The 23,737-nt window shown below is 68.2% G+C and carries 14 protein-coding genes; 5 read left to right on the plus strand and 9 right to left on the minus strand.

All coding sequences use genetic code 11. The features are described 5' to 3' along the window. The first annotated feature begins 15 nt into the window (after nt 1-15). The 4 genes from WC815_18040 to WC815_18055 are packed head-to-tail and all read left to right on the plus strand — an operon-like array spanning nt 16 to nt 3,987. Nucleotides 16-489 carry a GNAT family N-acetyltransferase gene (locus WC815_18040; GenBank protein ID MFA5910685.1) on the plus strand — a complete coding sequence of 158 codons (474 nt, stop codon included), beginning with the start codon at nt 16-18 and terminating at the stop codon, nt 487-489. Further along, nucleotides 486-890: an Rrf2 family transcriptional regulator gene (locus tag WC815_18045; protein ID MFA5910686.1), complete on the plus strand. Its 405-nt coding sequence runs from the start codon at nt 486-488 to the stop codon at nt 888-890. Before WC815_18040 ends, WC815_18045 begins: the two co-directional genes overlap by 4 nt. A gap of 47 nt (nt 891-937) precedes the next feature. Then, a complete protein-coding gene (locus tag WC815_18050; protein ID MFA5910687.1) occupies nt 938-1,918 on the plus strand; it encodes a DUF1028 domain-containing protein in 981 nt (326 codons plus the stop codon). A gap of 5 nt (nt 1,919-1,923) precedes the next feature. Then, nucleotides 1,924-3,987, plus strand: a complete 2,064-nt coding sequence (locus WC815_18055) for a M3 family metallopeptidase (GenBank protein MFA5910688.1) — start codon at nt 1,924-1,926, stop codon at nt 3,985-3,987. A gap of 9 nt (nt 3,988-3,996) precedes the next feature. Here WC815_18055 and WC815_18060 read toward each other — a convergent pair whose 3' ends face one another. The 5 genes from WC815_18060 to WC815_18080 form a co-directional block, all read right to left on the minus strand. Then, nucleotides 3,997-4,254, minus strand: coding sequence for a cytochrome c3 family protein (locus WC815_18060; protein ID MFA5910689.1), 258 nt, complete (start codon nt 4,252-4,254; stop codon nt 3,997-3,999). A 214-nt stretch (nt 4,255-4,468) separates the two neighbouring features. Beyond that, entirely contained in the window at nt 4,469-7,747 is a 3,279-nt protein-coding gene (locus WC815_18065; GenBank protein MFA5910690.1) for a hypothetical protein, read from the minus strand. 20 nt (nt 7,748-7,767) lie between these two features. After that, nucleotides 7,768-9,078, minus strand: a complete 1,311-nt coding sequence (locus WC815_18070; GenBank protein MFA5910691.1) for an amidohydrolase — start codon at nt 9,076-9,078, stop codon at nt 7,768-7,770. 92 nt (nt 9,079-9,170) lie between these two features. Continuing rightward, complete coding sequence (locus WC815_18075) at nt 9,171-10,310, minus strand: ABC transporter substrate-binding protein (GenBank protein MFA5910692.1); 1,140 nt, start codon at nt 10,308-10,310, stop codon at nt 9,171-9,173. Nucleotides 10,311-10,326: 16 nt separating this feature from the next. After that, complete coding sequence (locus WC815_18080) at nt 10,327-12,396, minus strand: cache domain-containing protein (GenBank protein MFA5910693.1); 2,070 nt, start codon at nt 12,394-12,396, stop codon at nt 10,327-10,329. Between the two features lie 60 nt (nt 12,397-12,456). Here WC815_18080 and WC815_18085 point away from each other — a divergent pair, with 60 nt between their 5' ends. Further along, nucleotides 12,457-13,314, plus strand: a complete 858-nt coding sequence (locus WC815_18085) for an AAA family ATPase (protein ID MFA5910694.1) — start codon at nt 12,457-12,459, stop codon at nt 13,312-13,314. Here the strand turns inward: WC815_18085 and WC815_18090 are convergent. The 4 genes from WC815_18090 to WC815_18105 all read right to left on the minus strand — a co-directional run bounded on the left by WC815_18090 (nt 13,304) and on the right by WC815_18105 (nt 23,676). After that, the gene (locus tag WC815_18090; GenBank protein MFA5910695.1) at nt 13,304-14,404 is read right to left on the minus strand and encodes a DUF481 domain-containing protein; all 1,101 of its coding nucleotides are present in this window, start codon (nt 14,402-14,404) and stop codon (nt 13,304-13,306) included. The genes WC815_18085 and WC815_18090 overlap by 11 nt on opposite strands. Nucleotides 14,405-14,500: 96 nt before the next feature. Continuing rightward, entirely contained in the window at nt 14,501-14,989 is a 489-nt protein-coding gene (locus WC815_18095; protein ID MFA5910696.1) for a DUF697 domain-containing protein, read from the minus strand. Nucleotides 14,990-15,022: 33 nt separating this feature from the next. Then, complete coding sequence (locus WC815_18100) at nt 15,023-17,428, minus strand: condensation domain-containing protein (GenBank protein MFA5910697.1); 2,406 nt, start codon at nt 17,426-17,428, stop codon at nt 15,023-15,025. Next, complete coding sequence (locus WC815_18105; GenBank protein ID MFA5910698.1) at nt 17,425-23,676, minus strand: amino acid adenylation domain-containing protein; 6,252 nt, start codon at nt 23,674-23,676, stop codon at nt 17,425-17,427. The genes WC815_18100 and WC815_18105 overlap by 4 nt, the downstream gene beginning before the upstream one ends. Nucleotides 23,677-23,737 lie beyond the last annotated feature (61 nt).

The raw sequence follows: 23,737 nt of genomic DNA on the forward strand, positions 1-23,737 counted from the left end.
TTCAGGAGACTCCTCATGGACACGCTCGATCCCCTGGCCCTCGACGTCGTCGTTCGCAACCTGAACTCAGCGGATCTGGACGCCGTCATCCTGCTCGATGCCAAGAACGTTGGCCGGCGCCGCGAGGAGTTCTTCAAGCTGAAACTCAAGCAGGCGCTGTCCGACACCGGCATCACGGTGTCCCTCGCCGCCGAAGTGAAAGGCGCGTTCGTCGGCTTCCTGCTGGCGCGCGTCTTCTACGGCGAATTCGGCGTCACCGAGCGCGTCGCGGTGATGGACGTCATCGACGTCCACCCCGCCTTCCGCGGCCTGCACGTGGCCACGGCGCTGCTGGACCAGCTGCGCACGAACCTCGTCGGGCTGGGCATCGGCGTGCTGAGGACCGAGGTGGGTTGGGAGAACACGGAGCTGCTCGGCTTCTTCCGCCGCGAAGGCTTCGTGATGGCCCAGCGGGTCTGCCTCGATCTCGAGGTCGCGGCCACCCGATGACGCTGAGCAAGTTCTCGCGCTACGCGCTGTACGCCACGCTCGAGATGGCACGGGCCGACGACCAGCCGGTCACCGTCGGGCAGGTCGCCGGGCCGCACCACATTCCGCCCACGGCGCTCGCCAAGGTCTTTCAGCAGCTGGTGCGGGCGGGCCTGGCCGTGGGCACGCGTGGCATCGGTGGCGGCTACCGCCTCGCGCGGCCGCGGTCCGAGATCACGGTCCTCGATGTCGTGACGGTGTTCGAGCCGTTGCGCCCACCCGGTCACGATTTGTTGCACGCGCGCGCCGACGACGGGTCGGGCGCGCCCCACACCGTCACCTTGCGGCGCCTCTTTGACGAAGTGGACGAGGGGACGCGCGCCACGCTGGCGTCGGTCACCCTCGACACGCTCGTGAAGTAGCCGGCTGAGGCGCGGGTGCCGGGCTGCTGTATACAATGGCGGCAGCCATGCGCACCCTCATCCTCTTCGTCGCCCTGCTCCTCGTTCCGGCCCTGCCGGCCAGCGCGACCTTCTCGATTGTCGCCATCGATCCGGTCACCGGCGATCTCGGCATCGCGGTGGCCTCGCGCTACTTCGCCGTCGGCGCGGTCGTGCCGTGGGCGGATGCCGGCGTCGGCGCCGTGGCCACCCAGGCCAGCGTCAACGTCGGCTACGGTCCGCGCGCGTTGGAGCTCCTCAAGCAGGGCCTCACCGCGCAGCAGGTGATGGATCGGCTGTTCACCGAAGACACGTTCCCCGGCAAAGACGGCCGGCAGATCGCCATCGTTGACGCCAAGGGCAACATCGCCGTGTTCACCGGCGACGCCGCGCAACAGTGGCGGGGCCACGTCAAGGGCAAGACCTGGTCGGCGCAGGGCAACATCCTGGTCGGCCCGCACGTGGTGGAAGCCATGGGACGCGCGTTCGATGCGACCAACGACGAGCTCGCGGAAAAGTTGTATGCCGCACTTAAGGCCGGCGATGCGGCCGGCGGCGACAGCCGCGGACGCCAGTCGGCGTCGATCCTGGTGGTGCGCAAGGCCGGCGGCCGCAACACCAACAACGATCGCTACGTGTTCGTGAACGTGGACGACCACCAGGATCCCCTGGGCGAACTGCGACGGCTGATGAACCTGCAGATGACCATCAACCACGGCGGCGCCGTGACGCGGGCGATGGCCGCCAGCGACTTCGCGAAGGCCCTGGCCTCGGCCGACAAACTCGTGGGCTATCAGCCGCTCGATCCGGCCACCCACGTGAGGGCGGGATTCATCGCCTATCTCGCCGGCCAGCGCGAGCGCGCGACCGCGGCCTTCACGCGCGCCAGGCAGCTGACGCTGCCGGCGCAGTTCAAGACGCTGTGGGAAGGACAGGCCTCGCGGACGCCCGCGTTCGCGAAGATCCTCGAAGACAAGGCATTCGTCGCCGCCGTCTTGACCCCGCAGTAGACGCCATGAAGCTCCCTTCGTCTGTTGCGCTCGTCCTGTTCGGCTTGATCGCCACCGCTGGCCAGGGCACGCACGCCCAGACGGCGGCCATCGACCCCGCCAGCAACGCCCCGTTCTACACGGGCGTCACCGACCCGGAGTCGCTCGCACGACTGGTGAATGGCCGGCTCGCGGCCGCGCGCGAAGGGCTCGATCGACTGACAGCGGCAACAGGCAAGCGCAGCGCGGAACAGACGCTCCGGATGTACGACGACATCCAGGTGCACATCGGCGCCGCCAGGGAGCTGGCGTCCATCGTCCGGCAGCTCCACCCCGAGGCGGCGATGCGCACGGCGGCCGAGACGCTGAACCAGGCGGCCGAGGGCTTCGAAACCGAACTGGCGCTGAACCCGGCTGCCTATGGCGCACTGGCGGGCATTCGGACCACGGGCGCACCGGCCGACCTGAAGCGTTACCTCACGCTCGAGTTGGACGACTACCGCCGTGAGGGCGTGGACAAGGACGCGGCCACGCGCGCGAAGATCAACGAGCTGCGCGACCTGCTGGTCACGCTGCGGCAGGAGTTCGATCGCAACGTGCGCGAAGGCGGTCGCACGCTGACCGTGGCGAGTGCCGCCGAACTGGCGGGGCTGCCGCCGGATTTCATTGCCGCTCACAAGCCGGCGCCGGACGGCACGATCAAGTTGACGACGAGCGCATCGGATCTGCAGCCGGTAATGCTGTATGCGAAAAGCGACGACCTGCGCCGCCGCATGCTGATCGAATCAAACAACATCGCCTACCCGGCCAACCTGGCCGTGCTGCAGCGCATGGTCGAGACCAGGGCCGAGCTGGCCCGCACGCTCGGCTTCAAGGACTGGGCGTCGTTCGACCTCTCCAACCGCATGGCGGCCACGCCGCAGAACGCCGCCGCGTTCATCGATCGCATTGTCTCCGCCTCGGCGACGAAGGCGAACGCCGACTACCAGCTGATTCTCGATCGCAAGAAACAGGATCAGCCGGGCGCGACGACCGTCGACGCCTGGCAGCGCCGTTACTACACCGAGCTGGTGCGGCAATCGAGCTTCAACTTCGACTCGCAGGCCATGCGCCCGTACTTCTCTTACGAACGCGTGCGGGCCGGCGTGTTCGCCGTCAGTGGCAAGCTGTTCGGCCTCGAGTTCCGGCCGGCTCCTGGGCTTCCCGTGTGGCATCCATCGGTTGAGCCGTACGAGGTCTTCGACGGCGGCCGCCTCGTCGCCCGCATCTACCTCGACATGCACCCGCGGCCCGGCAAGGGCGGCGGCGGCGCCACTGCCGCCACGGCGCGCGCGGGCATCCGCGGCCAGCAGCTTCCCGAGGTGGTGTTGATCTGCCGCTTCCCCGGTGGCGAACCCGGCGATCCCGGCTTGATGACCTACGACCAGGTGACGACGTTCTTCCACGAGTTCGGCCATCTGATCCACGCGGTGTCATCTGGACGGCAGCGGTGGATCGGCCTCACGCGAGTGGTCGAGCGCGACTTCATCGAGGCGCCGTCACAGATGATGGAAGAGTGGGTCTCGGATCCCGCGACGCTCGCCACGTTTGCGACGCACTACCAGACCAACGCGCCGATTCCCGCCACGCTGGTGAGCCAGATGCGCCGCGCCAACGAACTGGGACGCGGTTACGACACGCGCCAGCAGATGGTGTTCGCAGGGCTGAGCCTGTCGCTGCACAGTCGCGATCCGAAGAGCGCCGACGCGATGGCGATCTACAAGGACCTGATGGAGAAGTACCTGCCGACGACCTACCCCGAGGGCAGTCACTTTCCGGGAACGTTCACGCAGTTGTCGAACCCGAACTACACGGCGTCGTACTACACCTACATGTGGTCGCTGGTGATTGCAAAAGACCTGTTCAGTGGCTTCGACCAGCGCGACCTGCTGGCGGCGGGGCCGGCCCGCCGCTTCCGCGACACCGTGCTCGCGCAGGGCGGCGCCAAGCCGGCGGCAGACCTCGTGCGCGACTTCCTGGGGCGGCCGTTCAGCCCGGCGGCGTGGGTGGCCTGGTTGAACCAGGCCACCCCGGCGCCTGCGGCGCCCTGAGGCGCGGCGTCACTTCGTTGGCTTGACCACCTTGTGGGCGTGCACCTTGATCAGGTCCTCGTCCTTGACGCCCTTCTTGTGGCAGGTCACGCACGTCGCCTTGTCCGGTTTGGCAATGAGGCCCGCCGCCTTCGCCTTCGCCGGATCCTTCATCACGGCCAAGGTTATGTACCCCGACCCGGGACCGTGGCAGGTCTCGCACTCGGCCCTCTTGTCCTCCGCGTGCTCGGACTTGAGCCACGAATCGTATTGGACCTTGTGACACACCTTGCACTTCTCCGCACCCACCTTGGTTGGTGCGGAAACACTCCCCTTGATTGGTGTGGCAACACCTCCCTTGGTTTGTGCGGCAAGCGAGGTCGAACCGAAAAGGCCGATCGCCAGTATGAACAGGAACGCTGAGGGCATTCGCATACCTCACCCCTTTCTATTCCACTTCATGCCTGTTCGCGGTTTGCGTCAAGTCGGAACCGACCCCGCCCTAGCCCTTCGGTACCGGCTTGATCGCCGGGAACAGCGCACCGGCGCCCACCATGTCTTTCACCAGGCCCGGCACCTTCGCCACCGCCGCGTTGGCCTGATCGATCAGGCCCGGCAACTGCGCCTTCACCTCGCGGATTTGCATCAGCTGCGTATTGGTCGGCATCGCAGTCGCCGCCATCACGCCACCCTTCAACTGGCCGATGCGGCCGCGCACGTTCTCGGTGTTGCCACCACCGCCACCGCCGCCTTGCTGGCCGAGGCCCAGCCGGCGGCGCACCGCCTCGAACTCTTTCACCACCGCGTCGAGCTGCTGCTTCACGTTGGGCGACAGCGTGGCGCCGCGGGTCTGCTGCTGCAACACGCCCACCTGCGCGAACGCGTTCTGCACCATCTCGGCGACGTCGTTCGCCTTGGCCTGCAGGTCGTGGAGGTCCTTGGCGGTGTCGAACCACATCTTGCGATCCGCGTCGGTGATCTGGATCTGCGGATCGCCCTTCACGCTCACGTCAATGGTCTGCGCGTCGCGGCCGTTCACGTTCAGCGTCGCCTTGTAGGTGCCCGGCAGCACGTACGGACCGTTCACACCGCCGCCGCCAAATCCGCCACCGCCACCACCGCCGCCTGGGCCGGCCGCGGGCGCGCCCGGAGGCGGGGGCAGCGGACGCAGGGGCTGGACGCGGAGATCCCACTTCAGCAGGTTGAGGCCCGCCTTGCTGCGATCGCGTGTGTCGGTTCCGGTGAGCTCGCGGACCACGGCGCCGCGCGCATCCTTGATGACCAACTTCACGTCTTTCGCGTCCGCCTTCAGGCGATACGCCAGCGTCGCGCCGGCCACGGGATTCTGGCCGAGGAACAGCCGATCACCCTCGAAGCCCTTCATCTGGTCGTTGGCCACGTTCATGATCGTGGCCGGCTCGCTGTCGAACACAAACGCGTCCGCGCCTTCCGACTTCGCCCACTGTTGGATCGGCGACACGTCGTCCAGGATCCAGACGCCGCGTGCGTGGCTCGCCAGGATCAGGTCGTTGTCGCGCGGATGCTGCTTGATCTCGTAGATCGGCATGGTCGGCAGGTTGGCCTTGATCCGCGTCCACGCGGCGCCGCGATTGAGCGACACCCACAGGCCGGTTTCGGTGCCGAGGTAGAGCACGTCGGGGTTCTTGCGATCCTCCGCCAGGCCGCGCGCAACTTCGCCCTTGGGCAGGTTGCCGGCGAGCGAGCGCCACGTCGCGCCGTAGTCGCCGGTCACGAAGACATACGTGTTGTAGTCGCCGCCGCGATGGCCATCGAAGGCCACGTAGGCGGTGCCCGCCGCCACGCGCGACGGCAGCACGTCGGCGACGTAGGTCCACTTGGGCACGCCCGGGATCTTCGCGGTCACGTTGGTCCAGGTCTTGCCGGCGTCCTGGGTGACGCTGACCACGCCGTCGTCACTGCCGACCCACACCACGCCCTGGCGCGCCGCGGATTCTTCGAGCGTGACGATGTTGCCGAAGGAACCGACGCCGTCGTGCTTGGCGAGGGTGATGTCCTTGCCCGCCACGCCCATGATCGACAGCGCATCGCGTTCGGTGTTGGTGGTGAGGTCCGGGCTGATCGGCTGATACGACCGGCCGCGATCCGACGACTTCAACACCAGGTTGGCGCCGACGTAGATGGTGGCGGGGTCGAACGGCGACAGCTGCATGGCGGTGTCCCAGTTGAAGCGATACGGCGAGGGCTGGCCGGGCTTCGACTCCGCCGGCTCGGGCCGCACCGCCTGCCGCTCGTTGGTCTGCCGGTCGGTGCGGCTGATGCGGCCGTCCTGCGACTCCGCGTAGACGATACGTGAGTCGGTGGGATCCATCAGCGGCTGAAAGCCGTCGCCGCCGCTGACGACGTACCAGTGGTCGTTGATGATGCCGCTGTTGGTGCGCACCGCGCTCGGCCCGCACCAGGTGTTGTTGTCCTGGAGGCCGGCGCACACGTGATACGGCGTCTGCATGTCGAACTCAACGTGATACGCCTGCGCGCCGAGCAGGTTCGGCAGCCACACCCAGTTCGCCGAGCGATCGTGCGAGATCGAGACGCCGCCGTCGTTGCCGATGATCAGGTGGCGCGGGTCGTGCGGGTCGACCCACAGCGCGTGATGGTCGACGTGGATGCGCTCGGCGCCGTCGGCGCGGAAGGTGCGGCCGCCATCATCTGAAATGTGCAGCGAGACGCCGGGCACGTAGATGCGCGAATCGGTCTGCGGATCGATCTTGATCACGCCGAAGTACATCGGCCGCGGATTGGTCTCGCTCATCTTCCGCCAGGTCGCGCCGGCGTTGTCGGAGCGGTAGACGCCGCTCTCGGTCGCGTGCTCGATGCGGGCGTAGAGAATGTTCGGGTTCTTGCGATAGATGTCGAGGCCGATGCGGCCCTTGGCGCCCGCGGGCACGCCGGTGTCGAGCTTCGCCCAGGTCTGGCCGGCGTCGGTCGATTTCCAGATCGCGCTGCCGGGGCCGCCGCCGTTCATGCCCCACTGCTGGCGCCGGCGCTGGTAGGTCGCGGCATACAGCGTCTTGTTGTTCGACGGGTCCATCACCAGCTCGGTGGCGCCGGTGTCGTCGTCCACGTGCAGCACGCGGGTCCACGATACGCCGCCGTCGCTGGTCTTGTAGACGCCGCGCTCGCCGCCGGCGCCCCACAGGTCGCCGAGGGCGGCGACGTAGACGACGTTGAAGTCAACGGGATCGACCAGCACCTTGGCGATCTGCCTGCTGGCGCGCAGGCCCATGTTCTTCCAGCTGCGGCCGCCGTCGGTGGACTTGAACACGCCCTCGCCCCACGACGAGCTCTGGCGGTTGTTGCCTTCACCGGTGCCGGCCCACACCAGGTTGGCGTCGGTCGGCGCAATCGCCACCGCGCCGACCGACCCCGTGGTTTCGTTGTCGAACACCGAGGTGAACGTGGTGCCGCCGTTGGTCGTCTTGTAGATGCCCGACGTCGCCATCGCCACGTAGAAGGTCGTCGGATCGCTCTCGAGCACGGCCAGGTCGTCCACGCGCCCCGACGGCGTGGCCGGGCCAATCGACCGGAAGTACAAGCGGTCAAGGGGACCGTTGCCTGTCGAACTGGTGGTCGTGATCGGCGTCACCGGCGGCGGCGCCTGTTCGCCTTCGCGGCCGAAGGCCGCTTCGGCGTAATCTCGCCGTAGCTCGCCCCCAGATTCTCGAGCGGAGGCGGACGCGACCAGCGCGACTGTGGCCAACGAGAGGACGAGCGCCGTGAAAGCAATGCGTGTGCGAGTCATGTCTGATCCCTGATCCCTGACTACTTCCCGCCAAACAGGTAGTCGAGCGCGAGGTTGGTCATCACCTTCACGCCGACCGGCAACGCCGACTCGTCGGCGAAGAACAACGGCGAATGATTTTGCGGCACTTTCGTGTAGTCCTGGTCACGGGGTGTCACGCCGAGGAACACGAACAGGCCCGGCACCTTCTGCTGGAAGTACGAGAAGTCTTCCGCGGTACCGGTGAGCGGGCCCAGCCGCACGTTGTCGGCGCCGGCCGCGCGGCGCAGCGTCGGCAGCATCCGCTCGGTCAACGCCGGGTCGTTGCGCGTCACGGGATAGCCCAGGCCGAACTCCACCGTCGCCGTGGCGCCGGCCGCCTCCGCGTAATTGATGGCGATCGCGCGAATGCGCTCGTGGATGCTCTTGCGCACGTTCTCATCGAAGGCGCGGACCGTGCCTTCGAGCTCCACCATTTCTGGAACGATGTTGGAGCGGTTGCCGCCGGTGAACCGCCCCACCGTGACGACCGCGGGTGCCTCGGTGATATTCACCATCCGGCTGATGATCGATTGCAGCGACACCACCACTTGCGAGCCGATCACGATCGGATCGACGCCGCCCCACGGCACCGCACCATGCGTCTGGCGACCCTTGATCTTGATCAGGAAACTGTCGGCGCTCGCCATCAACGGACCCGGGCGATAGACGATCGTGCCGGCCGGATACGGAAACACGTGGAGGCCGAACACCGCATCCACTTTCGGGTTCTCGAGCACGCTTTCCTTCACCATCTGCTCGGCGCCACCGGTCTCGCCTGGTGGCGGGCCTTCTTCGGCGGGCTGGAAGATCACCTTCACCGTGCCCGGCAGGCGATCCTTCATCCGCGCCAGCGCGGTCGCAGTGCCCAACAGGATCGCCATGTGGTTGTCGTGGCCACAGGCGTGCATGACGCCGACTTCCTGGCCGTTCCACTGCGCCTTGGCGGTGGACTTGAACGGCAGGTCGCCCTGCTCCGCCACGGGCAACGCGTCCATGTCGGACCGCAACGCCACCACGGGGCCGGGCAACCCGCCGCGCAGCACGCCCACCACACCGGTGGTCGCCACATTGGTCGTGACCTCGAAGCCGAGCTTCCGCAGTTGGTCGGCGATCACCTTGGACGTGCGCGTCTCGCGGTTCCCTAACTCGGGGTTCTTGTGGAAATCCCGCCGCCACGCCACCACCTGAGGGTTGAGCTCGGCCGAGAGCCGGTCCACATCGGCAGCTAACGGATTGGCGGCCGGGGCCGTCTGAGCCTGCATTGGGATCGGCAGCAGGGTGAGCGCGATGACGAACAGTGCTTTTTTCATAAGTGGTGGAGGCAACCGCCTCATGGGGATGCCTGCGGGGATTCTACTCTCATGAACGACCTTCGCCTTGGCGCCACCCGCGCCAGGCGCCGCTACCAGTCGAGCGGCACGAACTTCTGATTGCGGATGACCGTCAGCCACACCTGGTGGCTCCCCTGATGCTCCGTGCGGCTGTAGCGCAGCGGGGTACCGATGCCGATGTCAATCGGACCGCTCTCGAGCGCCTCGACGAGCCGCTCTCGGGTAATGTTCGGCGACGCCCGGCGCAGGCCTTCAACCAGGGCCTTGGCGGCCAGGTAGCCTTCGAGCGCGATGAACGATGGCGGGGTCTCCGGGGCGAACCTGGCGAGCGACTGTCGATACTCTCGCACCCCCGGCAACGGCGAATCGTAGTGCGGGACCACCTGCGTGATGATGACGCCCTCGCCATCGGCGCCCAACGCCTGGTTGAGCGCGGCCGAGCCAACGAACGACACATTCAGGAACAGCGCCGACGGCAGCAACTGCCTGGCCAGCCGGATGAACCGGGCGTTGGCGGCATAGGTGCCCACCATGATCACGGCCTTGGGCCGCACGCGCGCCTCGACCAGCGCCATCACCCCGCTCTCGACGGCGAGGGTGCCGCGGTCGAAACGGCCGTGCGCCAGGCTCTTGGTGTCGTGAAATCCGGCCTCGTTGAGCGCCTGCACCGCGCCGGCAAAGCCGGAGTCGCCGTAGGCATCGTTCTGCGTGAAGAACGCGATCTCCTGGGGCTTGATGCCTCGCTTGAACAACCCGCGCACCATGACGCTGGTCTCTTCGGCGTAGCTGGCCCGCAGGTTGATGACGTAGCGGTCCGGTGGAGTCTTGCGCAGCAAGTCGGCGCCCGAGAACGTGCCGAACAGCAACACTTTGCGCTCGTTGGCGATCGGCACCGCGACGCTCGCGCCCTGAGTGCCGACATTGCCGATCACGGCCACCGCCTGCTCGCGATCGATCAGCCGGAGCATGTTGTCCTTGACGGGATCGGCCTGGTACGAGTCGTCCAGTGCCGCGAGCCGCAGGCGGCGGCCGCCGATGCCGCCGGCCTCGTTCACGCGCCTCAGCATCAACTCGACACCGGTGCGAATGCCGCGGCCGAGTTCCGCCGACGGGCCGCTGAATGCCGCCGACATGCCGAGCACGATCTCGCCGGCGCCCTGCCCGGGCAGGCGCACCGGGGCCAGCGCCCACAGGGCGCACCCCACGATCACGGAAGCCAGGGCGCGCCTAGTAGAAGATGACAAGGGTGATCACCGCCAGTACACCGAGGATGACAGGCCAGAACAACACCTTGGGGAAAAAGTGCTCGCGCCGCTCGATCGACGGGAACAGCCCCGGCCAGCCGTTGGTCAGCGTCGTCAACGCGGCCACGACGATCGCCCCGTACATCACGAAGTAGTAGTACTCGATGTAGAGGATGCTGGCGCCGGAGACGCGCCGCCGCAGGTCCAGCTGCGACAGGATGATGACGAAGAACAGGCCCGAGAACGCCGACAGCGTCTGCACGACGTTGCCGCGCGTGCTCTCCTTCACGATCAACAGCAGCGAAAACACCATGAACCCCGACACCGTCAGCGGCAACAGGTTCGAGAACATCGGCTCGATGATGCGCCGGTTGATGACCACGTCAAAGGCCAGCTCCGTGCCGGCATCGCCTTCAGCGGCCAGGCCGTAGGTCGTCGTGCGGATGCGCGGGCTGCTGCCGAACTGCGTGCGGTTGACCGCCCAGCCGGGCAGCACGAAGTTGATGTCGATGCCCGCGCGCGCCAGCGGATGGATGATCTTGTAGGCCTCGAGGTCCGGCACCAGCACGATGCCGCGGTTGAGGTCGCCGTGCCAGACACGCAGCCGGAACTCCTGCTGGTCGAGCGGGTAGTTCGCGTAGTCGAACTTCTGGCGCACGGTCGCCTTCACATACCAGCCGATGGTCTCGCCATCCGCCGTCTTCGTCCGGTACGCCTCGGTAATCTCGCGGTCCGACGCGTCGGGCAGCACGAAGCCGCGCGCCACCGACTCGGGAATGTTGCGCGCGTACTTCTGCCAGACATACCCGGTCACGGCGACGTTATTGGGGCTGAGAATCTCCATCGTCTGGATGAAGACCCCGGTCGGCACAAACGACGGCAGCACGCCCTTGCTGGCGAGCGACCCGCGCATGGTGTCGAGCGTGAACCGCCGGACGCTGCCCTTGTCCACGAACACCGTTTCCGACTCGTGCGCCGGCGGGTGGACGCCGTAGGACACGACCCACAAAAACGCTATGCCCAACAGCAGGACCAGCGACCCGGTGCCGGCGCCGGCCCACAGCGGGACCGCGGCGTGGGATTGACGATACGGCTCGAGCACCAGGGCGAGCAGCAGACACAATGTGACGATCAAGGCCACGGCAAAGTGGATCTGCTGCCGGCGCAGTTCCTGGCTCCGCGACGACTGGTCCTTGAAAAACACCACGCCGAGCGTCCAGCCGGTCGCCGGCACGATCTCCGTAAACAGCCAGCTCGGCTCGCCGGTCACCGGATCGATGACGTCCTCGACAATGCCGTGGTCGTCGACGGGCATGCCGCTGAACACGCGCATACCCAGCGCGTATTCGTCGGCGAAGGGATGGGAGATGACAAACCCGCCCTTCGAGACGAGAAAGCTGTAGCCGACCTCGCCGAGATCCAGCGACGACACGATGTCGTTGACCTCGGTCAGCGACATCGTCCCGTGAACGACGCCGACCGCGGCGTTGCCGCCGCGCGCGATCGGCGCGGAGAACTCCACGGCCGGGACGCCCAGGGTGTCGGCCACGGCCGGCTCGCTCCACGTCGGCCGGCCTTCTTTCAGCGGCAACTGGAACCAGTCACGGTTGCCCTGCAGGTAGTCGTAGAGCGTGTCGAGCTGGATCAGATCGACGGCATCCCCCCGGCGCCGCAGATAGGGAGCAAACAGCCGCAGGTTGGGGTCATGGGCGAGCGGCAGAAAGGCAGCGCCGAGGCCGGCCATCTGCGGCGTGCGGTCGATACCTTGCCGGAGTTGCTCGAGCAATGCGCTGGTGTCGGGGCGGCCGCTGTTGACAGCTCCCGCCACTCCGGTGACCGCCAGCTCGAACCGGCGCAGTTCGCCGTCGATCACGCCCGCCGCCCGGTCCGCCTCGCTGCGCGCGCGATCACGGGCCGTCGCCAGGGTCTGCCCCAGGGATCGCTGATAGTTGAGGCCCAGCGCCAGGGTCGCGATCGCACCGACGATGCACGCCGCGCCGACGGCGATGCGCGCGCTGCTCCATGGCGGTTGCAGGAATGCGGGACGAACCAAGCGCGCCTAGGATAGCACCCTCCCCTGCGCTACAATCTGGGGCGTCTCGCTGGAGGATCCATGCGCCGGATTGCCGTCGTCAACATGAAGGGCGGTGTGGGGAAAACCACCACCGCGGTGCAGATCGCCTCGGGCCTCGCCGCGCGCGGCACGCGCGTGCTGCTGATCGACACCGACCCGCAGGGCAACGCCGGCCACCTCCTCGGGATCTCGTCACCGCTCACCGTCCGCGAACTCATGATGGGATCGGCCCCGGTCAACGAGGTCATCCACCGCCAGGCCCGCACCAACCTCGACCTCATCACCGCCACGCCCGCGGCGTTCTCACTGGAAACCCAACTGGCCGGCACCGTGCAGCGCGAGACGCTGCTCGAGCGGCGGCTGCGCGACGTGACCGGCGTTGACGTGATGATCTTCGACACCTCGCCGGCCATGAGCCTGCTGACCTACAACGCCCTGCTCTGCGCCGACGAACTGGTGGTGCCGGTGGGCATGGACACCATGGCCCTGGCCGGCGCGCGGCAGACGCTGGACGGCGTGCACGAGATCCGGTCGCTGTGGCCGGGGCGGCCGCTGTCGCTGGTCGCCGTGGTCCCGACCGCGGTGAATTCGCAAACCCACGCCAGCCGGGCGACGATCGAGGCCCTGGCGGCGGATGCGGAAATGGCGCCGGCGCTGTTCTTGCGCGGCATTCGCCAGTGCATTGACCTGACCTATGCCGCCGCCGCGCATCAGACCATTTGGGAGTACGCGCCGTCGAGCCGCGCCGCGGAAGACTACGGCGCGCTGCTCGATCAACTGGATGCGAGTTCGGACGCTCGCAGGAATCCCTACGAAGCGAAGCAAGCCCTACGAGGCGAAGCGAGCCCTACGAGCGAAGCGAGCCCTACGAGCGAAGCGAGCCCAATTAGAACGTGATCAGCAGGCCGCTGGTCACGTACGACTGGGCGCGCTTGTTGGCCAGCACCGTGAATTCCGGCTGGCCCGGGAACAGCGTGTTGGCCGGAATCGGCGAGGCGCGCAAGCCGAGCGAGTTGTCCAGGCTGTAGGCCCACGAAATGTTGAAGCCGATGTGCTTCGTCACCATCCCCTTGAAGCCAATCGTCGACTCGAGGCCGTAGTACCGAGACTCGGTGAAGGCGCGATACACGGTCAACTTCTGCTCGATCATCGAGACCGGGCCGACCATCACCTGGAACACTTCCATGGCACCGGCACCGAGCAGCCAGTCGTTGTCGAAGGGCGTGCCCTTCTTGTCGTACTGCAGGGCCAGCGCCGGAACCAGGTCCAGCTTCACCTTGGGCGTGTTGATGGTCTTGATGCCGACGCCGAGGATGCTCTGGTTCGAGTAATCGATCTTCTTGACGCCGTCGCGGTACCACGTGTGGCGGGCCAGTCCGTAGTACTTGTCGGCCGTGCCGATGCGGCGGTTATAGCCCAACGAGACGCGCGGGTTGTCGGCCTGCTCGCCAATGTTGTCGGCGAACGCGTACGTGTCCGAGGCATCGAACGACACGATGTCGCGGTCGGACGTGCGATAGAGGCTCAGTTGCGTCTGCACCTGGTACATCGCGCCTTGCAAGCGCAGCGCCTTGCCCGTCAGTCCCGGGTATCGCGGGTCGAGCTCGCCCTGGACGTACGGCGTCGTCAGGTAATAGCCGGTGCCGCCCAGAACGCGCGTCCATTTCACCACGCCGGCCGGCGCAAACGTGCCGAGGTTGCTCGGCGGCGGAGCCGGCGCCGCGGGCGCCTGGAAAGCCGCGGCCACGGTGGCGGGGGGAAGTTCCCCGACGATTTCGGACTTCTTGATGGTCAGCTCGCCCAGCGGACCGGCCGAGAACACCACGGTCTCGGCATCCTCGCGGACGATGTGACCCATCAGCAAGGTGTTGTCCTTGAGACGCAGCACGGTTGGTTTCGGCGCGCCAGCGGGCTGCGCGGAAGCCGCGGGAGCCGGCTGTGCGAGGGCGTGGCCTGGCACCGCGGCGGCGGCCAGCGCAACGATCAAGGTGCAGGGTACGAGGAGAGTAAGTTTGGGGAACACGTGAAGACAGCAATGTGCGTGCGGCGTCCCAGACGGGACGCCGCACATCAGTTGTGAAGGTTAGGCCGTGGCTGCTGCCGCGGTGCTCTTCGCCTTGCCGAACTGTTCGCTGAAGTAGCCGCGAACCTTTTCGGGGTCGAAGTCGAGGAACGTGCCGCCCGACGCGAAGTGCTGGATGAAGACCTTGCCGACCGCCCAGGTCGCCCCGCCGGCGAAGAACGGCAGCGTGGCAACGCCGACCAGCGGTCCGATCAGCGGCAGGTGGGAGATGGGCGCGAACAGGCCGTAGCCAAGACGCGTCGAGATGATGCCGCCGAGCAGCGATGTCACGATGCTCTTGACGCGATCCTGCTTGAAGGGCACATCGTAGTGCGCAGCCAGCTCGCGGAGCATTTTGATCTGGAGTGCAGCAACCCCGGCGACGTTGACAACAGGGATCGCGAAAATCCCCACGCCAGCTGAGTAGATTGCGTTTCGCTTGACGATCTCCATTGCGCCGGTTTCTTTCTCAGACATACTGCGAGCCTCCTTGGACGAAAGTGCGGGCATTATATAACAGCCTGCTACCTCTCAGTTTCGCCTTCATGTCAGGTGTTTTGCCACTAAGTCCGCCAGATTCCCGGCGTACGGCGGGTCGAGCATCGTTTCGTGGCTGCCCGCGACCCATTCAATCGTCACGCCGGCCGAATACCCGGCCCAGCCCAGGTCCGGCAGGCTCGAGATCCTCTCCGCACCCTCCCGCGCCCTGAACAGGACAACCGGGAAGTCATAGGCCGTCACGGGCGGCTGCAGTTGGGAATGCGCCCGGGCCACGTTCAGCACCCGCTCAACCTGCTCGAACGGGGTGTCGCGCGGAATCAGGTGCTGCGTCACGGCGGCGTCATACACGTGACGGGTGAGGCCATCGGCCGGCAGGCGGCGCATCTGATCCAGATCGAGGCCGAGCGCATGTCCGCAAAGAGCGTGCAACAGGGTGGCGGCGTCGGGGAGGCGATGCTCGATTGGGATGACCGACGGGTGCGGCACGTCGAGCAACAGGACCGGAACGCGGGTCGCCCCCTCACGCCGCGCCCGGGCGGCCAGCTCCATCGCAATGTAGCCGCCGTACGAGTAGCCGAGTAGCGCCACGCCGTCGAGCGGATGCCGGGTGGATGACGCGCTCGCCCGCGCCTCTGTCAGCAGGGCCCAGTGATGCGCGATCAGCTCTTCCCAACTGGCCGCCGGGGATTCGCCGCCTGCCAGTCCCTTTGCTTGCAGGCCCCACGCGCGATGCCGCCCCACCAGCCTGCGGCCGAGCGCGCCGTAACAGAGGACGTGGCCGCCGAGCGGATGCGGGCAGTAAATCGGGAGGCCGTCGCCCTCGGCCGACAGCGGGATCAGCGCGGCGTGCTCATTCACCTCGACGGCGCAGGCGCGCGCGAGCTTCTCGATCGTGGTTTCAGAGACGAGAACGTGTAACGGCAGTTCGGCGCCGATCGCCGATCGCAGCCGTGCCGCCATTTGCAGGACGAGCAGCGAGTGCCCACCGAGCGAGAAGAAGTCGTCCAGCACGCCGATGGGAGCGACCTTGAACAGCCCCTCCCAGATCGTGGCGAGCTCGTGCTCGAGCCGCGTCCGCGGCGCGACGAACGGCGGGCGCGCGGACGGGGCGGCCGTCAATTCGGACGGAGGAACAAACGCGACGCTCTCGCGCCATTCGCGGATGCCATCGTCGAGGTGATCGGGCAACCGCAGCGCCAGCCGCTCCAGCCCCTCCATGAGATCGCGCGCGGCCGGCGTCGAGATCGATCCAGGCTGGTAGACCACCCGCAGGTGCGGCGCCGGACCGGGACTGATGAGCAGCGTCACCGGATACCCGGTTCGCGCCCCTCGCACGCGGCGGCCCGCCTCCGACACCGAGGGCTCGGCGGCGGCCTCAGCGCCCGCCCCGCGCAGGTTCTCGTAGACCAGCAGGCTCCGGCAAATCGGCTCGCCGGGCCGCAGTTCGGACCACTGGTGAATCTGCCCCGCCGAGCAGTATTCGTACTCGGCCTGCTCGGCACGCTGCTCTTGATGACGGGCGAGGCACTCGCGGAGCGTGCCGGCATCGTCGAGCCGCGCCCGAATCGGCACGGTGTTGATGAAACAGCCGACCAGGCGCTCGATGCCGGGAATGCCGGACGGCCGTCCCGACACGGTCGCGGCAAACGCCACGTCGGTGCGCCGCGTGCGGCCGGCGAGGAGGAGCGCCCACAGCACCTCGAACACGATCGCGGGAGACACGCGGCAGGCGTGAGCCGCGGCGGTGATGGCCGCGCCCGCGGCCGCAGCCATGACGTGCTCGATCTCCGCCGGTTCGTCCGCGGCCGGACTCGCGGCGCTCGCAATCGGCGTCGGCTCCGCGAAGCCGGCCAGGCGCGACCGCCAGAAGCGCTCGCTGTCGGCGTCCGATCGACGGTGCAACCACTCGGCGACCGCACCTTCGTCCGCCGCCGGCGGCAGCTGCGCCGACGTGCCGGCGAGCTCGGCCGCGTAGAACGCCGCCGCCTCGTTCCAGAGAATGAGCAGGCTCCAGCCATCGAGAATGATGTGGTGGAACGACAGCACCAGCCAGGCGCGCTCCTCGCGCACCGTGAGCAGGGCGAAGCGAATCAGCGGCGGACGGTTCAGCGGAAAGCCGCGCCGGCGTTCCGCATCCATCAGCGCGGTGAGCGCGGCGTCCTCGTCATCGCCGGCAGCCACCTCGCGGAGGCTGACCCGCATCTCCTGCAGCACCGCGCGGAACGGCCGCAGGCCCCTGGCCAGGATCGACGAGCGCAGCGCGCCGTGGCGGTCAACCACGCATTGCAGCGCCCGCCCCAGCGCCTCGCGGTTGACGCCGCCCTCGAGGCAGAACGCGGCCTGCTCGACGAAGCGGTCCTGGCCGTCGCCGGCGGCCGACTGCAGCCACATCCCGGTTTGTGAAGGTGTCAGCGGATGCAGCGCCGCGACGCGCGGAACGGCACTCATGCTTCGGAGAGGTCCGACAAATCGAGGTCGCCGAGCAGTGCATCGAGCTCGCCCTGGTCGATCGACACGGCGGAAAAATCAGACGGCGTGTAGTGCGCGCCCTCCACCCCGAGGCAATGGTCGATGAGCTCGCGCAGCGCCGCGATCGTGCGATCGGCCACGTCGTTGACGCGCGCCTCAGACAGCACGGCCGCGTCGAATGAGTACTGCGTGACGAGCCGTCCGTTGATCACCGAGGCGTTCAGCTCGAGCCGGTACCGTCGCGGCAGGTCGGCGGCGACCGGGTCGCCGCTCGACTCGGGCGCGATGCCGTGGAACAGCCCATTGCCGATCGCCGCGGCGGCCTGACCAAGGTAGTTGAACGACACGTCGGTCAACGGCGCCGTGCCGCCGGCCTGATGCCGTGACCCGAACCCGATGCCGCCGTGAGGCACCGAACGGCTCGACTCCTTGACCATGCGGATCAGCGACGCGGGATCGCCGGCGGCACCGCCAGGCACGCGGACCGGATACAAGGTGGTGAACCAGCCGACGGATCGCGAAAGGTCGGCGTCCGGCAGCGCGTCGCGACCATGCCCTTCGACGTCCACCAGGATCTCGTCGCGCCCGGCGGCGCCGCACAACGCGCGGCCGAAGGCCGCCAGCAACAGGTCGGCGGCGGTCGTGTTGTAGGCGCGGTGCGCGGCGGAGAGCAGCGGCCTGGTTGCCGCTTCGTCGAGCGTCCTCGTGACCGTGCGCGCCATGGGCGCTGCAGTGGGCGCGGCCGCCCTGGGAAACACGTGAGCCGCCCCGGAGGTGACCGTGGCCCAGTACGCCGCTTCGTTGCCGCCCTCCGTCGCGCTCCACTCGCGCGCCATGCGACGGAACGTCGCCGGCCCGCAATGTTCCGGTGGCAGCGACAACGGCCGCCCGCCCTGCGCCTGCGCGTACGCGGTCTCGAGGTCGGCGAGGATGACGCGCCACGAGACTGCGTCAACCACGAGATGGTGCGCGACCAGGAGCAGCCGCGCTGTCTCCGCGCCGGCATGGACCAGCACCGCGCGGAACACCGGGCCGTTGACAATGTCGAGACTGCGCTGTGCCGCCCGGCAAATGGCTTCCACCCGCGCCGCCACCGCGCCATCCGCCGAATCGTCCGTGTAGGGCCCCCCTTTATGGAGGGCCGTTTCCAGGGCCACATCCGGCGACGGGTGAATGTGCTCTTCCCAACCGTGGGCGCCCATACGGAACCGGCCGCGCAACGCCGGGTGCACGCGCACGGTCTCGGTCAAGGCCGCTTGCAGGCTCGTCACCGAGATGTCCGGTGCCACCGAGAGCAGCAAGGCCTGGTTGAAGTGATGCGGCGAGGGCGGATCCAGATCGAAGAACAGCCGCTGCATCGGCGACAGCGGCAGCGGACCCGTCTCGTCTTCGGCCTGGGACGCCACCGCGGGTTCGGCCACGGCGGCGAGCGCGCGGATGGTCTGGTGCCTGAAGATCTGCTTCGGGCCGATCCGCCAGCCGCGATCGCGCAGCTGCGCGATCACCTGGATGCTGACGATCGAGTCGCCGCCCACTTCGAAGAAGTTGTCGGTGACGCGGACCTCGTCCAGGCGGAGCACGTCACGCCAGATTTCCGCCAGCGCCGCTTCCACGGGCGTGGCCGGCCGGCCGTCCACCGCCGGGACCTCCGCTGCAGCGGACGGAGGCACCACGAGTCGCCGCGGATTACTGATGGATCGTGACGACACGGGCAGTGGCGCCTCGGGAGCGTCCAGCCCGCCGCGAAGCAGATCCACGTAGTCGCCCGCCAGCCGCGCCATTGTCGCGGCATCGAAGAGCGCGCGATCGTACTCGAGGTTCACCGACAGGCCGTCACCACGTTCGGCGATGGCCAGCGTCAGGTCGAACTTGGCGGTGCCGGTCGCGGCGCCCGCAATCGGCTCGACGCGCAGGCCTTCCGGCAGCGGTGGCGCCGGCCGTGCCTGCTGGTTGATGAACATCACCTGGAAGAGCGGCGACCACGACAGGCTGCGCTCGACGCCGAGCTCATCCACCAGCTTCTCGAACGGCACATCCTGGTGGGTGAGCGCGTCGAGGGTGCGCGTTTTCACCTGCGCCAGAAGCGTCGCGAAGCTGGCGTCCTCTGGAATCTGCAACCGGATCGGCACCGTGTTGACGAACATCCCGATCAACGGCTCGAGCTCGCTGCGGCTGCGGCCGGCCGCCGGGAAGCCAATCACCATGTCGTCCTGACCCGACCAGCGGCGGAGGGTCGCGCCAAACGCCGCCAGCAGCGTCATGAACGAGGTGACGCCGGCTTCGCGCGCGCGCCGGGACAGCAGCGCGGTCAGCGGCGCGTCAATCGTCAGGGAGTGGACGGCGCCCTGGTAGCTCTGCGCCTCGGGCCGCGGGCGATCGGACGGCAGCTCGAGCACCGTGGGCGCGCCCGCCAGCGCGCCACGCCAGTAGGCGAGTTGCGGCGCGAGCAATCCCGCTTCGAAACGGCGGCGTTGCCAGGCGGCGAAGTCCACGTATTGCACCGCCAGCGGTTCGGGTGTCCCGGCGGCGCCGCCGGCCAGCGCGGCGTAGAACCGGCACAGCTCGTCGAGGAACACGTCGATCGACCAACCGTCCGAGATGATGTGATGCATGGTCACCGCGAGCACCGTCTCGTCCGGCGCCACGCGAATGACCGACGCACGAATCAACGGGCCGGCCGCGAGGTCGAAGGGGCGCGCCTGTTCTTCCCGCAAGAACGCGTCGATCGCGACGTGATCGCCGCCGTCGATCTCGCGAAGCACCGGCCGGACCGCGCCGATCGCGGCGTAGCCGCGCCCGTCAACGGTCGGGAACACGGTCCGCAGCGCCTCCTGGCGTTCGACGACCCGATCGAAGGCGGCGTGCAGCGACGCCACCTCGACGACGCCACGCAGGCGGAAGGCGCCCGCCATGTTGTAGGCGGGGTTCCCGGGCTCGAGCTGGTCGAGAAACCAGAGGCGCTCTTGCGCGAAGGACATCGGCAGGCGGGCGTGGCGCGCGATTGGCTGGATGGGCTCGTCCGCGGCCATCTGCGCCTGCTGGCCGGCAATCGCCGCCGCCTGCGCCCGCAGCGTCGGGTGCTCGAAGATGGCGCGCAACGGCAGGTCCACGCGGTAGTCGTCGCGGATGCGCGCGCCCAGCCTGGCCGCGAGCAGCGAGTGACCGCCCAGGCCGAAGAAGTCGTCGAGCGGCTTCACCTCGTCTACCGCCAGCAGCGGCTGCCACAGCGCCGCCAACCGCGCTTCCGCGGCGGTCAGCGGACCGGCGTCTTCAACGACGGAACGGCGATCGGGAGACGGTAGTGCCTTGCGATCGATCTTGCCATTCGGGGTGAGCGGCAGCGCGTCGAGAATGACCAGCACCGGCGGCACCATGTACTCTGGCAGGCTGCCGCGCAGATGCGCGTGCAGCGCATCGGCCACTCGCTGGCCATTCGGGTGCGACACATAGGCGACCAGTCGCTTGTTACCAGCCTGACTCTCCTCCACCGTGACGACGCACTGGCCGACGCCGGGAAATGCGCGCGCCACGGCTTCGATCTCGCCCAGCTCGATGCGAAAGCCGCGCACCTTGACCTGGTGATCCAGGCGTCCCAGGAACTCAACGTTGCCATCGTCACGAAACTGCGCGCGATCACCGGTGCGATACAGCCGATCGACGCCCGGAAACGGACTCGGGATGAACCGCTCGTTCGTCAGATCGGGACGCCCGAGGTATCCGCGTGCCAGACCCTGGCCAGCCAGGTAGATCTCGCCGGGCACGCCGACCGGCACCGGCTGCAGCGCGCGGTCGAGAATGTAGAGGCGCGTGTTCGCGATGGGCCGGCCAATCGAGGGCGGGTCGCCGCGCCGCCGCCGCGTGAACGTGGAATAGGTGGTGTCTTCAGACGGCCCGTAGAGGTCGTAGACCTTCTCCACGGTCGGCACGTCGTGGATGCGATCGGCCAGCTCGGTCGTGAGCGGCTCACCGGCGAGGTTCACCACGCGGACGCTCGGCGGCAGCGCACGTTGATGCAGCAGCGCGTCGATGGCCGAGGGCACGGTGTTGATCAGCGTCACGTGCGAGCGATCGGCAAGGTCCAGGAGATCCAGCACGCTGTTGGCGAGCACCACCGTGCCGCCGACCGAGAGCGGCAGGAAGATCTCGAACACCGACAGGTCGAAGCAGATCGACGTGCCCGCCAGCACGCCGCTCAACTCGGCGGGCGACCAGACCGACTGCGCCCACGCGATCAGCGCCGCGGGACTGCGATGTTCGATGGCGACGCCCTTGGGCTGGCCAGTCGAGCCTGAGGTGTAGAGCACGTACGCCAGGTTCGACGGGCTCACCGGCGCCGGCCGGAACTCCCCTTCCGCCGCCTCGTCCAGGGCGCCGTCTCTCAGCACAATCGCGGCGCCGCAGTCCGCCAGCACGTATTCGGTCCGCGCCGCCGGATAGGCGGGGTCCAGCGCCACGTAGGCGCCGCCGGCCCGCAGCACGCCCAACAGCGCGGCGATCATGTCCGGCGAGCGTCTCATGCACACGCCGACCAGCGTCTCGGTGCCGACGCCCTTCTGCTGCAGGAGCAACGCCGCCTTCGCCGCCCTGGCCATCAACGCGGCGTAGGTCCAGGTGGTGCCGCCCCACCGCAACGCGATCGCGTCGGGCGTGCGGGCCGCCTGGTCCTCGACCAGGTGATGCAGGCAGCGCGGCCGCGACGGCACCTCCGTGCGGTTCCACTCAACCAGCAGGCGATGGCGCTCGCCGTAACCGAGGTAGTCGAGCTGCGACACCGCCGTGGCCGGCTGGCGCACGGCCGTCTCGATCATGTTGCGATAGTGCTCGGCGAAGCGCTGCGCCGTCTCCGGCCGGAACAGCGCGGTCGAGAACTCCAGGCATCCCGAGAACCCCGCCGCCGTCTCCTGGATCGACATCGTCAGGTCGAGGCGGGCGGCGCCGGTTGACAGCGGCACGGCCTCGATCCGCAGGCCGTCCAGCGTGACGTCTTCGAGCGACCCGCTCTGCATGGCGAACATCACCTGGAAGAACGGCGAGCGATTGAGCCGGCGCTCCGGGTTGAGCTTCTCGACGATCTGCTCGAACGGCAGCTCGGCGTGCGCGTAGGCCTCGAGCGCAACCGCCCTCACGCGCGCGATCAAGCCGAGGAAGTCCGGGTCGCCCTCCACGCTGACGCGCAGCGCCAGCGTGTTGACGAAGAACCCGATGAGGCCTTCGAGCTCCCGGCGCGGGCGATTCGCAATCGGTGAGCCGACGGTGAGATCGGTTTCGCCGGACCACCGGTGCAGCAAGGCGAGAAACGCCGCGAGCAGCACCATGTAGGCGCTGGCGTCGGTGCGCCGCGCCAGCGCGTTCACGGCGCCGGCGGCCTCGGCATCGATCTGAAAGTAGACGGCGTCGCCCGCCGACGCGCTCGAGGCTTCGCCGTTCGCGCTATGGCGGGGTAAACCCTCGTCTTTGCCCCCGTCCGAAGGCAGGTTGATCACGCCTGGGGCGTCAGCCAGTTGCGCGCGCCAGTACTCAAGGTGCGGCTGCGCGACGGCGGCATCTTCGACCTGCAGGCGTTGCCACTGTGCGAAGTCGGCGTATTGAACGGGGAGTTCGGCGAGCGGCGACGCGTCGTCCGCGTGCCGCCGGTTGTAGAGCGCCGCGAACTCGCGCACCAGGACGCCGGTGGACCAGCCGTCCGAGGCGACGTGGTGCAGCGTGACAATCAGCACGTGCTCTCGCGCGTCGAGCTGGACCAGCAGGACGCGAATCGGATGCTCGCGCGCCAGGTCGAACACGTGACTGGCTTCACCACGAAGCACCCCGCGCAGCGCCTCGTCGCGATCGATCTCCGGCAACCCGGCCAGCGAGAGCGTGCGGCTCAGCGACGCGCCGCCAGGTTCCGGCGCCGGGTCAATCGCCTGCGCCGGCTCGCCATCGCGATCGATCAGGCGGGTCCGCAGCACTTCGTGGCGCCGCACGATCTCGTCCAGCGCCGCGGCCACCGCCGCGCCGTCGAGCTCGCCCTGCAGCCGGAACGCCGCCGGCATGTTGTAGGCGGCCGAGCTGCCTTCGAGGCGCTCGAGGAACCAGATGCGCCGCTGTGCGAACGACAGGGGCAGGGGCTGCAGGCGGTCGGCGGGCGCGATCGGTGTCACGCCGGCGGCCGGCCGCTCCTGCCGGACCCGTTCGAGCAGCCGGGCCCGCTGCTCAGGGCTGAGCGCGGCCAGGCGGTTGCGCAAATCGTTCAACCCCTCGCCTCCGCCGCCTTGGATTCCGCCGCGAGTTGACGTACCTTTACCC

This window comes from Vicinamibacterales bacterium, assembly GCA_041659285.1.
Classification (GTDB): domain Bacteria; phylum Acidobacteriota; class Vicinamibacteria; order Vicinamibacterales; family UBA2999; genus 12-FULL-67-14b.